Origin of the sequence: Virgisporangium aurantiacum (assembly GCF_016863635.1) — a bacterium.
Classification (GTDB): Bacteria; Actinomycetota; Actinomycetes; order Mycobacteriales; family Micromonosporaceae; genus Virgisporangium; species Virgisporangium aurantiacum.
The window spans coordinates 1-12,538 of the sequence record NZ_BOPG01000011.1; the positions used below are offsets into that span (position 1 = coordinate 1).

A 12,538-nucleotide genomic window follows, 5' to 3' on the forward strand; every position below is an offset into this window, starting at 1 on the left:
TCTGAGGGCGCCTACACCATGGCCGATGATCCGGGTTCGTGGCGAACGGTCCCCGATCCCCTCAAGATGCGCTTCTAATCAACCTTGACTAGACGTTTCCTCCTCGTTTACTCTGGCCAAGTAATCAACCTTGACTAGTCTCAACCAAGCCGTTCGCAACACCGAGAGAAGGAATCGAACCCATGGGAAGGTTCGCGATCGAGACGAGAGGGTTGAGCGGAGGTGGGCGCGTGTCGGCGACGAAGCTCCTGGTACTCGGTATCGTGCACCTCTCCGGCGGCGCGCATGGCTACCAGGTGCGGTCCGAACTGCAGAGCTGGGGTGCGGAGAGTTGGGCCAAGATCAAGCCCGGCTCGATTTATCACGCGCTGAAGAAGGCGGCGGCTGATGGCCTCCTCACCGAACACGCCGAGCCGGGCAACTCCGGGCCGGAGCGCGTTCTGTACCGCGCGACAACTCGGGGACGTGACGAGATGGTCGAACTGGTCCGCGACGGTCTGCGGCGCACCCACGACCCGGACATGCTCAACGCGTCCATCGCCATGTTGCCCATGCTGACCAGGACAGATGCCATCGCGCACATTAACGAGCGGGTCGCGCGCCTGGAAGCGGAGCTCGTAGTGCAGGCCAAGTGGCGGGAGCACCCCAATCGGGACACCCCCGAGCACGTCCGCGATCAGGCCGAACTGTGGGCGGGACACGCACGCACCGAACTGGAGTGGGCGAAGAGCCTGAGCAAACGACTGTCTGAGGGCGCCTACACCATGGCCGATGATCCGGGTTCGTGGCGAACGGTCCCCGATCCCCTCAAGATGCGCTTCTAATCAAACTTGACTAGATGTTTCCTCCTCATGCACTCTGGCCAAGTAGTCAAACTTGACTAGTCTCTACCAATCCGTTCGCACCACCGAGAGAAGGAATCGAACCCATGGGAAAGCTCGCGATCGAGACGAGCGGGTTGAAGAAGAGCTTCGGCACGACCCACGCGGTCGCCGGTGTCGACCTGGCCGTGAGCGCCGGGGGCGTGTACGGCGTGCTCGGTCCGAACGGGGCGGGCAAGACCACCACGATCCGCATGCTGGCCACGCTCCTGCGCCCCGACGCCGGAGAGGCGCAAGTGCTCGGCTACGACGTCGTGCGTGACGCCCAGGCGGTGCGGAGCAGGGTGGGCCTCACCGGGCAGTTCGCGTCGGTCGACGAGGACCTCACCGGGGTGGAGAACCTGTTGCTGCTCGCCAGACTGCTCGGCTACTCACGCCGCCGAGGCAGGGAGCGGGCGACCGACCTGCTCGACGCGTTCGGTCTTGCCGAGGCGGCCGACCGGCAGGTGAAGAAGTACTCCGGCGGGATGCGCCGGCGCATCGACATCGCGGCCAGCCTCGTCGTCACCCCCGAACTGATCTTCCTCGACGAGCCCACGACCGGGCTCGACCCGCGCAGCAGGAACCAGGTCTGGGAGATCGTCAGAGGCATGGTCGCCGAAGGCACCACCGTGTTGCTGACCACGCAGTACCTCGACGAGGCCGACCAACTGGCCAACCGGATAGCGGTGATCGACCACGGGAAGGTGATCGCCGAGGGCACGAGCGGCCAGCTCAAGGCATCGGTCGGCGCCGGCTCGCTGCACGTACGGCTACGTGCGCCCGAGCAGCGGGCCGAGGCCGAACGGGTCCTCGCCGGCGTCCTCGACGTGCCGGCCGAGCCGTCCGCCGACCCGGCCGCGCTGTCCGCAAGGATCTCCGACCCCGAGCGGGTCGCCCGCGCCCTGGCCGAGCTGTCCCGCAGCGGCATCGACGTCACCGAGTTCGCACTCGGTCAGCCGAGCCTGGACGAGGTGTTCCTCACCCTGACCGGACACGCCGCCGAGGAGACACCCGAGGAGGATGCCGCATGAATGCCACGACCGCAGAACCGGCGTCGGCGCCGGTCACCGAGGACGCGCTGCGCAGTGTGCTGTTGGCCGGTGAGCGGCCGTCTCGCCCCGGCCCGATGCTCACCTCGTTGACATTCGGCTGGCGCGCTGTGCTGAAGATCAAACACGTCCCGGAGCAGCTCGTCGACGTGACCATGTTCCCGATCATGTTCACGCTGATGTTCACCTACCTGTTCGGCGGCGCGCTCGCCGGGTCGACACAGGCGTACCTACAGTTCCTGCTGCCCGGCATCCTGGTGCAGGCGAACGTCATGATCACCATGAACACCGGCATAACGCTGAACACCGACATCCAGAAGGGGGTGTTCGACAGGTTCAGGTCACTTCCGGTGTGGCGACCGTCGCCGCTGGTCGGCGCCCTGCTCGGCGATGTGATGCGCTACTCGATCGGGTCGGCGATCGTGATCACGCTCGGACTGGTCCTAGGGTTCCGGCCGGAGGGTGGCGCCGTCGGCGTGGTGCTCTCGGTGGTGCTGCTGCTGGTGTTCTCGTTCTGCCTGTCGTGGCTGTGGACGATGCTCAGCCTGATCCTGCGCACGCCGAACTCGGTGGCGGGGGTCAGCATGATGGTGATGTTCCCGCTGACGTTCGTGAGCAACATCTTCGTGGACCCGAAGACGATGCCCGGGTGGATGCAGGCGGTCGTCGAGGTCAACCCGATCACCCACCTGGCGACCGCGGTACGCGGCCTGATGCACGGCTCGGTGCCCGCCGGGGAAATCGGCTGGGTGCTGGTCTCGTCCGTACTTCTCGTCGCGGTCTTCGGTCCCATCACCATGGTCCTCTACCGCAACAAGAAGTAGATGCCGCTACCGCGAGCACTTGGTCGAAATCAACTCCGACAACCCGGCCCACTCGGCCAACGCCATCACCGGTACCAGGCCCGGACACGACAAGGAGAGCCGAATGAGCACCATCCCCAAGAACAACTCGGAAACCGTTGCGCACACGCCCGGGCGGGCGAGCAGCATCGGGGTCTGGATTCTGCAAGTCGTGCTGGCGGCGATAATCGCCGGCGGCGGAATCTCGAAGCTCGCCGGCGACCCGGCAATGGTGGACATGTTCGCCGACATCGGGGCTGGCCAGTGGCTCCGGTACCTGGTCGGAGCGCTGGAGGTCGCGGGAGGGGTTGGACTTCTGATCCCGGCTCTGGCGGGCCTGGCCAGTCTCGGGTTGGCGGCATTGCTGACCGGTGCTGTCATCACCGATCAGTTCGTGCTCGAGCAGAGCCCTTGGCTGCCGCTCGCCTTACTCGTCGTGGCGGCCGTGATCGCAAGGACGCGGTGGTCGCGCACCGAGGCCGTCGTCGGCACGCTGCTCAGGCGCTGAAACAAACCTCTCGAACGGAGATGTGAGATGAACGAGATGGCCTTTCGCGTGACATCAAACGATGGCACCACCATCGCCTACGACAGGGAAGGAAGCGGTCCGGCCGTCATTCTGGTGGGCGGAGCACTCGACGAGGGGGTGGAGAACGCTCCCTTGGCGCCGGCTCTCGCCGAGCACTTCACGGTCTACAACTATGCCCGTCGGGGACGCGGCGCGAGCGGCTTCACCGAGCCGTACGCCGTGGAAAGGGAGATCGAGGACCTGGATGCATTGATCGCGGAGGCGGGCGGCTCGGCACACCTGTTCGGGGCGTCCTCAGGCGGCGCGCTGGCGCTGGAAGCCGCCGCGGCCGGGTCAGCCATCGACACGATCGCCGTCTGGGAGGTGCCCTACGCGGTCGGGGACGACATACGCCCGCGATTCGAGGAGTACATCGCAGACACCCGACGCGCCTTCGACGCCGGGCGAGACGAGGAGGTTCTCGAACTGTTCATGCGCATGACCGGCGCCTCCGACGACAACATCGCGGCCAGGAAAGCGGCAGGCAAGCAGACGGCGCATTGGGCGCATTCGGTCGCCCTCGCGCCCACGCTGGTCCACGACAGCGTCTTCCTCAACCGCTACCAATTGCCGGCCGATCGACTGGCAACGGTCACCCAACCGGTCCTGGTCACCACCGGAGGACCGATCACGGTCCCCTATATGGCAGGCCTGCCCTCGGACTTCTTCGACCGCGCAGCCGACGAGCTTGCAGACCTACTACCCCACGCTCAACGGGAGACCCTCGAGGGGCCGGATCACGTCGTCGACCCACAGACCGTCGGCCCGCTGTTGCTACGGTTCTTCAGCACCGAACACTGAGGGGCCCGCGAGGTGTTGCGGGAAGGCCGATTAGGCACCGCGCAAGCAGATCTTCGTCGCGCCAGGGACACGGGGCGGACAGGTAGTGTCGAGGTTGATGTCGTCGGCGGCATCACAGGCCTGATCCTGGGCGTGCTCGTCACCAACGTCTTCGTCACCACGCAAGGCCGGGCCGTCGTACTGACCTGGGCTTCAGTGGGACTCGACCTGGCCTACTCGCTGCTCATCGGCTCCGTCGTCGGTCGTACCCCGCACTCCGGGCCGACTCAGTACCGCCCACCGAAGCCCTGCGCAGCACATGATCTGGCACCTCGGTAGGGCCAGTCATTCCGGGCTGTGGGTCGCATGCGGTCACCGCTCCCGGGCGGTGGCCCGGTGCCGAAGGTGGTGCCCACGGTGTGCTCACGTCAGGAGTGCCACCGATGACGCAGCCGCGTTCCCGGGTCGACCTGTACGCGGCGATCCGACGGGATGCCCGATCTGGGATGTCCAACCGCGCGCTGCAGCGCAAGCACGGCGTCGGCTTCCGAACCGTGACAGCGGCGCTGGAATCTGTATGGCTGAAGGAGAGAAAGCAACCGCCCAAACGCGGCTCACGGCTTGACGCGTACCGAGTGGTGATCGACGACTGGCTGCGCTCGGACCTCGACGCGCCGCGGAAGCAGCGACACACGGCGAAGCGGATCTTCGATCGACTGCTTGACGAACATGACGGGGCCGGGGTGGTGTCGTACTGGATGGTCCGCGAGTACGTCGCCACCCGACGCCGTGAGATTCGCGTCGAGGTCGGACGGGAACCTGCCAACGCGTACATCCCGCAAGAGCACCTCCCGGGCCGCGAGGCCGAGGTTGACTTCGGCGACGTCGCCATCCGCCTGCGCGGCGAGCTCGTAACCTGCGCGCTGTTCAGCCTTCGGCTCTCCTACTCGGGCAAGGCCGTGCACAGGGTCAGTGCCTCGGCTGGGCAGGAAGCCTTCTTCGAGGGTCACGTCCACGCCTTCAACGTGCTCGGCGGGGTGCCGACCGGGAAGATCCGCTACGACAACCTCAAGGCCGCCGTCGCGAGCGTGATCGGGTTCTCCCGCCAGCGGGTCGAGGCCGACAGGTGGACCGCCGTCCGTTCCCACTACGGCATCGAAGCCTTCTATTGCCAGCCCGGAATCCAAGGTGCGCACGAGAAGGGCGGCGTCGAGGGGCAGATCGGCTGGTTCCGACGCAACCACCTCGTCCCATCCCAGAAGTCGACTCCCTCGCCGAGCTCAACGCTATGGTCGACGCCTGGGACGAAGCCGACGACGCCCGGCGGATCGGGTCCCGCGCCCGCACGGTCGGGGAACACTTCGCCACCGAGCAGCCACTCCTCGCGCCCCTTCCGACCGAGCCGTTCGAGACCGGCCGCTGGTTCACCCCGCGCGTGGACCGGTACGCCCAGGTCACGGTCCGGATGAACAAGTACTCCGTGCCCGCGCGCATGGTCGGCCGTCAAGCCCGGGTGCTCCTGAACGCCAGCGACCTGGTCGTGTTCGACGGCAGGACCGAGATCGCCCGCCACGAACGGCTCATGACCAAGGGCTCGACCCGGGTCGACCTGGACCACTATCTCAAGGTCCTCCTCCGCAAACCGGGCGCGCTACCCGGTGCGAAAGCGCTGGAGCAGGCCAGGGCATCCGGGCGGTTCACGCCCGTTCACGACGCCTGGTGGGCCGCGGCCTGCAAGGCCCACGGTGACGCCGACGGCACCCGTGCCCTCATTGAGGTCCTGATGCTGCACCGGCACCTTCCACACGACCACGTCGTCGCCGGACTCGCGACGGCGCTGCGTGCAGGCGCGCTCACCGCGGACGCTGTCGCGTTGGAAGCGCGCAAGTACAGCGATACAGCAGATGGCGGAGCCGACGACACGACAGCGGACCACCAGTCCCTGATGAGCGGCGACAGGGCACGCGGAGAAGGCGAGATCCCTGCCGTGCGATCGCTGACCGAGCGCCGGCTCCGCGCCCACATCCCGGCCGACACTCGGCCGCTGCCGAGCGTGGAGAAGTACGACCAGCTGTTGGCAAGCCGACGTGACACCCCGAACGTGGTGGCGCTGGCGTGGCGGGCGGCGCACGGTCAGATATGGCTGCCTTCCCAGTTTCCGACGCCGTCGTCGTGTCGTCTGATCAACTCGTGCTGCGGGCGGCGGTCGCCGCATATCTGGGCCGCTACCGCGGCCAGACCCGTCTCCACACCAACTCGGACCTTCGGATCTTTCTGCGCTGGTGCGACGAGCAGAAGCTGTTCCCGCTGTCAGCGGTCCGGACCGACATCGAGCGCTACGTACGCTGGCTGCAGGAGGTCCGGCGGTTTCAGCCCTCGACGGTGTCGCGGCGGTTGTCGATCGTCGGTCGGGCCATCGACCGCGCGGTCGGCGATCGGGACGACGGTCCGATCCTCCGTAACATGCTCGGTGGCCGGATGGACCGGCATGCTGCCACCCGCCGGCTCAAGCACTTGGCCGCGACCGCCGGGATCCGGATGCCGCGCATGCACCCTCACATGCTCCGGCACACGTTCGTCACGACCATGCTCGACGCCGGCGTCAGCCTCCGCGATGTCCAGATCGCCGCCCGCCACGCCGACCCGCGGACGACGATGCGCTACGACCGAGCTCGTAAGAATCTCGACCGGCACGCCAACTACATCCTCGCCGCCTTCATGGCTTCCGGCACATGACCGACAGGCTGATCATCTCACGGCTTTGCCGATGATAGTGCGGCACGGCATGGGCTCCGAGGTTGCGCCTTGGCGAGCGCTTCTGCCTCCGTGGAAGGGATACTTGAATCTCATTCAAGCGGTTGCTATAGTTTCAAGCTATTGCATTGGAGGCTAAGGGTGGAGCCGGTCGACACTTTGAACGAGCAGGACGTCATTGAAACGATCGGTCGGGTTGATCGGCGCGTCCGGGCCGTCAGCGACCGTTGGCACGCCGGCGAATCGCTGATAGTCGGGGTGTGCTCCGCTGGGCTGGTCATCGGCCGGCACGAATGGCCGCAGTTGGGGTGGCGCTGGACCGTCGTCTACTTCGTCTGCGCCGGCGTTGCTCTGGCGATCCACCTGTGGCGACGCCGAGTCCACCGCGCGCCCTCACGATGGATCCACGCGGTATGGCCCACGACCTTCATGCTCGTGCTCGCCTCCGGCGTGCTGGTGGACTTCATGCCCGCAAGTCTGTCCCCCCAGACGATTGCTGTCGCCATCCTGCCCACACTGCCAGGGTTGGCCGCCATCGCCTGGACCCGATTGCGGTGATCGGCACCGGCTCCCACCCTCGCTACCAACTGGACGAGGTCATCCATGCGCCCGTCCGGCTATCGATAGTTGCGGCCCTCGCCGCGGCAGACCGGATGGATTTCCGCCTCCTCCGAGACACCGTCGAGGTCAGTGACTCGCTGCTGTCGAAGCACCTGGCCGCGCTGGAAAACGCCGGCTACGTTGAGATCAGCAAAGGACGCCTCGGACGGCGAACGCAGACATGGATCCTGCTAACCGCCGCTGGAACCGCCGCCTTCAACAACTACCAGCACATACTGCAGCGCATCATCCAAGCCGGAAGCGATGCCCGCAGCGGGACCAGCACCGAGAGTTCCTAACCCGCACTCCGCGCGTCGCCCGCAGCTTCTTCGACGCCAATCGGAGCCGTTTGCCCGCATCCTGTTCTGCCGCCGAGCGGGCGCGGCTTGCCGATTCCGGGCGGTCAGATGGTCGAGAGGGTTGATCAATCCGATGGCGACGTATGGGCGGCGTTGAGCCAGGCGGCGATATGGGGCAGTACAGCCCGCAGATCGGTCGTATCGACGTGTACATGAGCGGCTGCGCGAGCCGCTGGTGTTGCGTTGAAGGCTATGGCCAGCCCGACGTCGGCGAACAGCGGCACGTCGGAGCGACCATCGCCGACGGCGACGCACCGACCGAGGTCGACTCCCAGGTCGGTGGCCACGCTCCGGGCGTAGTCGCGCTTGCAGAGTTCGTCGAAGTACTCGGCGACCCGGCCGTCGTATCGGCCGTCGACCATCTGCAGCCGCGGCCCGCACGCGCGGTCGAAGCCGAAGCGGTCGCACAGGTGGGTACCCACGACCTCCCACGCCAGCGTAGCGAGTACGGGCAGCAGCCCGCGTCGGCGGCACCACAGAACCGTCTCGGCGACGCCGTCCACCAGCGGCAGCGACTCCAGAGCCGCGTGCGCTTGCGCAGTGTACGTCCCGTCCACACCCGACCCTCGGAAATGGCCGCATCCCGGCTGCTCAGGATCCCCGCACCGTACGCTTTCTGGACCGCATGGATCACCCCGGCATTGCCGAGGCACTCGGCCAGATGACGGCCGCTACTGACCGGCGTCAGAGTCCCGTCGACGTCGAAGAAGACCGCTCCACGGAGCACGACGAAACGGTACTCACCGGAGCGCGCTCACGACCATGACGCACTGATTTGCTGCTGTCAATGCGTCGTTGGTTATCGAGGGCTGGTCACGTTGCGCGCGATGAGGCAGGGGCACGCCTCGTCCTGGTGCTTGTAGTCGTAGGAAGCGGGGATGACCGCAGTAGCAGACGCTGAGCAGCGTGTGCTGGGGGTCGGTGGACTGGTCCAGGTCAGCGCTGCATGCCGGGCACGGTGTCGGCGCGTCTGGACCGGTCACCGTCGGCGCTGAGCGGGCCCACCAGGCAACGACGCGCTCGGCCACGGAGTCGATCTGATCGTCGGCCACGTCGAGCGGCCGCGCGGCGGGCGGGCCGGCGCGACGAGCCGGTCGGAGTCGTTCGCGACCGCCACCCGCGTCCTGGCCGCCTACGACCTCCTGACAACCGGCTGACCGTGGCCGGTCCCGGTGGTCCCGGGCACGACGACGTCAGCGAGACTGGGAGCAATGCCGCTCTAACGACCTGGAGCTTTCCTATGCCGCACGGGATCGTCCGCTGGTTCGACGCCGAACGGGGGTTCGGCTTCCTCGCGCCTGACGACGGATCACCAGACGTGTTCGTGCACGCCTCCGAGATCGTCGGGGACGGCGGCCCGACGGTGCTCCGCGAGGGCCAGGCCGTCGAGTTCGAGGCCGGCAAGAACGACCGCGGTCCCCAGGCGCTGCGCGTCCGCGTCACCGCCGAGCAGGCCGCCGGCGGAGCCGTGGGCCTGCTCGGAACGGTCAACTGGTACGAGCCGACCAAGGGGTACGGGTTCGCCTCGCCGGACGGCGGCGGCCCCGACATCTTCGTGCACAGCTCGGCCATCGTGACCGGCGGTGTGGTCAGCGACGGGCAGCGGGTGGCCTTCGTCGTCGTCGAGGGCGAGCGCGGCCCGCAGGCCGCGCACGTGGTCCCGCTCGGTCCCGGGGCTGGCCTGTCCGCCGGGGCCGGCGGTGCCGACGGGGCGGACGGGGCGGACGGAACCGTCTCCTGGTACGACGAGGACAAGGGCTTCGGCTTTATCGTCCCCGACTCCGGCGGCGGGGACGTCTTCGTCCACGCCCGGTCCCTGGCTGAGGGCCTCACCTGGCTGACAGAGGGCGACCGCGTGGCGTACGAGGTGGTCAGCAGCGACAAGGGCCCGCAGGCACGCGACGTGCAGCTGGTCCGAGGGGCCGAGCCCGCACCGCCACCGCGACGCCCGGCACCGGCCGGGCCGGCACCCGCCAGGAGTAAGCCGCCGTCACGGGGCGTGCCCGCACGCGCGGGCCAGGGCGTCGTCGCACGTTACCACGGCGACCGCGGGTTCGGGTTCATCACCCCGGACGCCGGAGGTGACGACCTGTTCGTCCACGTATCCGTGGTCGCCGGGTCGGAACCGCTGCAGCAGGGCGACCAGGTCCGGTACACGGTGCGTCAGAGCGACCGGGGCCCGCAGGCCGACCGCGTGGAGCGCCTCTGAGGCGCTCCTACTCCCACTCGATGGTGCCCGGGGCTTGCTCGCGACGTGGCGCCAACGTAGCCGAAGACCGACCCGCCGAAGATTTACCCCTGGGGACAGCTACCCAAGCGCGGGGCCTCGTCTCCATGCCCTCGGCGACCTACAAGCCGAGCTGATTCGCACCCGGCCGAGGCCAACCAGACGCGCCGAGCTCGAACGGAACGTCGATACAGTCGATGTTGAGTACCAGACGCGGGTCGCGCTCGATGCGACCATCCACCAAAGCGGCCAAACTCACTCGCCGATCCCGACAACGTGATCTCGTATATCCACCGGCAGCTCAGACTGCATGCGGACAATAGCCCGAGGCGCCGTCACACATCTGCGATGAGCGTGCGGGCGAGAGGCGGACGTGGCCGATGAAGCGCCGCACGCGTAATGGCGATGCGCGCCGGGGTGATCCGCAGGACGATGTTGTTCATGGCCGAGCGAGTGATGTTCGTACAGTTGAAAACCGGTCACAACACCGACAAAGGACCCGCTTGGATCAGCCGTGTGCGCTTCAACAAGAGTTGGAAGACGGCCTACTGGCACGGCAAGACCCTCCGTCGCTGGTCGGGCATGTTCGACGCCAATTTCTACGACGTCGAAACGCACGAGGAATACTGGCTCTCCGGGCCGCACCGTGACCAGGTCGACACTCGCTACAGCAACATCCGACCCGAGATCGACGATGATATCCGTGAGGTATACGAAGCGTTCCTCCGCGGGGCACCCCTGCCGGGTCGGGAGCGCGGTTAGCTCCCAGCGGTCCGTCGTTCATACCCGGCCCCGAGCTCGCCCGCTATGCCGATGAGCGCTTACGTGATCAAGCGTTTCGAACATTAAAGAAGGTAATCGAGTGTGTCCTCAAGTTCGAATCCGTCCGCGTGCACTCTCGACCGGAACCGCTCACCGGCGGCGGGTAATCTCTCCAAGCTGAACTTTCCACGCCGTTGTGGGCTCGGGTACCTCTCGCTCGTCTCGAACCAGGGCGCCGAGCCATCTGTAGCAGTTGAATCTGACCGCATTCGATCTGAAGCAACTGCCCGCGTTCGACGTCTTCGATCGCCACCATGCGCATGCGGTCGGATTGCCGCCTTGCCGATATTCGCGATGTAAGGTCCCCCGCAAGTACAAGGAAGCCACCAAGCGCGGTCGCGATCAACGGCGTAGGGTCCACTACTATTTCCTCGCTTCCGGTCTGTAAATAATCGAACGGACAGGTGCGGCCCGGACATGCCGCTGTTGTTGTGTCGAAGGCGGTTTGTTGCCGGCGCCGTATCGGGCGCGGAACGCCCCATCGTCGCTCGGCGAAGTCGCGGTCTGTGGGTCGGGACCTGACGCTGGCGGCGCTGGCGATGCTGGAGCATATGCGCGACCGGGTCCGGCTGCGAAGTCGCCCTTCTGCCGCCAGCCCCCGAACGGATCCACGACCTGGTCCCCGATCTACATGTCCTGAGCCTGGCCACTCAGCGTCTCCGCCAATCCCGACAATGTGATCCGCGATGCCGGTGGCGCTTGCGGCCGGGAGCACTACAAACGTCAGGAGACGGTGTCGGCCCAACGCTGATCGGCCGTCCGCGGCGCTCCCACTCCCGCGTTTTGAAGGGACGTGTATGCCCGCGTAACGTCGTCCGGTACGTCTACGTGGGCGATGAATCCCTGCCCGGCCGGGCCGTATCCGTTGGCGTCGTCGGTGAGTCGGGGGATCTCGCCGATCAGGAGGGAGATGTACCGGTCCATCGGCCACATACCGTCGAGCGGGGTCCGGAAACCGAGTTCGCCGTCGACCAGTTCGACATGGGTCCGGTGCGCGGCGAAGTTTACGACCCGAGCGTCAGGAGCGTGCAGGCGGAATCCGGCGTCCATGCGCTGCTGCATCGACGCGTCCTGGATGATCAGGATGCGTCGCCACGGGATGTCAAAGGCCTCGAGCAATTCCAGGGCGTTGCGGACGTTGCTGCCACAGTTCGTGGATTCGTATTCCAGCAGGTCGGCGCGAACTCCGTACCGTTCGGCGAGGTAGCGGTCGAAGAGAGCGGCCTCGGTATGGTCGGCCACGTCGTCCCAGCCCATACGGTGGCGCATCGCGGCGCGCAGGACGTCGGTGGAATGGCCCTGGCCGCCGACGATCATGAAATGGGTGGCGAGGTCGTCGGCGATGGCCCGGGCGAACAGGTCGCCGCCGGCGAGAATGCTGCCACCGAAGAGAATCCCGACGTCGACCCGTCCACCCGCCGCCTCCTCGACCACAAGGCGGCTCAACGTGCCGACGTCACGCCGCGCGCAGAAGTCGACGAGGGTGTTGAGCTGCGCGGCGACGGAAACTTCCACGCTGAGGAGCATGGCGGTCGGGACTGCGGGTTGACAACGGTGAAGCCGCACTTGCCGGTGACACGGATCGCGACACGATTGCCCGAATGGCGACGCGCGTCCTGATCCCGTGCGCGGATCGTCAACCGTCTTGGCGAGAGGGCTTTCCGACAACGTCCC

The 12,538-nt window shown here is 66.8% G+C and carries 11 protein-coding genes and 4 pseudogenes; 13 read left to right on the top strand and 2 right to left on the bottom strand.

Annotated elements, in window-relative coordinates; genetic code table 11:
* Positions 1 to 230: 230 nt before the first annotated feature.
* The 9 genes and pseudogenes from Vau01_RS07960 to Vau01_RS07995 all read left to right on the top strand — a co-directional run bounded on the left by Vau01_RS07960 (position 231) and on the right by Vau01_RS07995 (position 7,755).
* Entirely contained in the window at positions 231 to 824 is a 594-nt protein-coding gene (locus Vau01_RS07960; protein WP_203988745.1) for a PadR family transcriptional regulator, read from the top strand.
* Positions 825 to 928: 104 nt separating this feature from the next.
* Positions 929 to 1,894, top strand: coding sequence for an ATP-binding cassette domain-containing protein (locus Vau01_RS07965; RefSeq protein ID WP_203988747.1), 966 nt, complete (start codon positions 929 to 931; stop codon positions 1,892 to 1,894).
* The gene (locus Vau01_RS07970; RefSeq protein WP_203988750.1) at positions 1,891 to 2,736 is read left to right on the top strand and encodes an ABC transporter permease; all 846 of its coding nucleotides are present in this window, start codon (positions 1,891 to 1,893) and stop codon (positions 2,734 to 2,736) included. Before Vau01_RS07965 ends, Vau01_RS07970 begins: the two co-directional genes overlap by 4 nt.
* 19 nt (positions 2,737 to 2,755) lie before the next feature.
* On the top strand, positions 2,756 to 3,262 hold the full coding sequence (locus Vau01_RS07975) for a DoxX family protein (protein WP_239151408.1): 507 nt from the start codon (positions 2,756 to 2,758) through the stop codon (positions 3,260 to 3,262).
* 27 nt (positions 3,263 to 3,289) lie between these two features.
* Complete coding sequence (locus Vau01_RS07980; protein WP_203988753.1) at positions 3,290 to 4,123, top strand: alpha/beta fold hydrolase; 834 nt, start codon at positions 3,290 to 3,292, stop codon at positions 4,121 to 4,123.
* A 422-nt stretch (positions 4,124 to 4,545) separates the two neighbouring features.
* Positions 4,546 to 6,218: pseudogene (gene istA, locus Vau01_RS07985) on the top strand (IS21 family transposase); the annotation flags it as partial.
* Positions 6,219 to 6,274: 56 nt separating this feature from the next.
* Positions 6,275 to 6,838 (top strand): tyrosine-type recombinase/integrase, encoded by a 564-nt coding sequence (locus Vau01_RS07990; RefSeq protein WP_203988755.1) that lies wholly within the window; start codon positions 6,275 to 6,277, stop codon positions 6,836 to 6,838.
* 159 nt (positions 6,839 to 6,997) lie between these two features.
* Positions 6,998 to 7,414 (top strand): hypothetical protein, encoded by a 417-nt coding sequence (locus Vau01_RS63255; RefSeq protein ID WP_239151409.1) that lies wholly within the window; start codon positions 6,998 to 7,000, stop codon positions 7,412 to 7,414.
* On the top strand, positions 7,411 to 7,755 hold the full coding sequence (locus tag Vau01_RS07995) for a winged helix-turn-helix domain-containing protein (RefSeq protein WP_239151410.1): 345 nt from the start codon (positions 7,411 to 7,413) through the stop codon (positions 7,753 to 7,755). Before Vau01_RS63255 ends, Vau01_RS07995 begins: the two co-directional genes overlap by 4 nt.
* 125 nt (positions 7,756 to 7,880) lie before the next feature.
* On the opposite strand, the gene Vau01_RS08000 is transcribed toward Vau01_RS07995, so the two are convergent.
* Positions 7,881 to 8,372: an HAD family hydrolase gene (locus Vau01_RS08000; protein WP_203988759.1), complete on the bottom strand. Its 492-nt coding sequence runs from the start codon at positions 8,370 to 8,372 to the stop codon at positions 7,881 to 7,883.
* Between the two features lie 683 nt (positions 8,373 to 9,055).
* Between Vau01_RS08000 and Vau01_RS08005 the strand changes: the two are divergent.
* The 4 genes and pseudogenes from Vau01_RS08005 to Vau01_RS08020 all read left to right on the top strand — a co-directional run.
* Positions 9,056 to 9,253: pseudogene (locus Vau01_RS08005) on the top strand (cold-shock protein); the annotation flags it as partial.
* Between the two features lie 36 nt (positions 9,254 to 9,289).
* Positions 9,290 to 9,481: pseudogene (locus Vau01_RS08010) on the top strand (cold-shock protein); the annotation flags it as partial.
* A 69-nt stretch (positions 9,482 to 9,550) separates the two neighbouring features.
* A pseudogene (locus Vau01_RS63260) lies at positions 9,551 to 10,024 on the top strand (cold-shock protein); the annotation flags it as partial.
* Positions 10,025 to 10,483: 459 nt separating this feature from the next.
* Positions 10,484 to 10,804: a hypothetical protein gene (locus Vau01_RS08020; protein ID WP_203988761.1), complete on the top strand. Its 321-nt coding sequence runs from the start codon at positions 10,484 to 10,486 to the stop codon at positions 10,802 to 10,804.
* Between the two features lie 783 nt (positions 10,805 to 11,587).
* Here the strand turns inward: Vau01_RS08020 and Vau01_RS08025 are convergent.
* Positions 11,588 to 12,379 (bottom strand): YdcF family protein, encoded by a 792-nt coding sequence (locus tag Vau01_RS08025; RefSeq protein ID WP_239151411.1) that lies wholly within the window; start codon positions 12,377 to 12,379, stop codon positions 11,588 to 11,590.
* Positions 12,380 to 12,538: the final 159 nt, after the last annotated feature.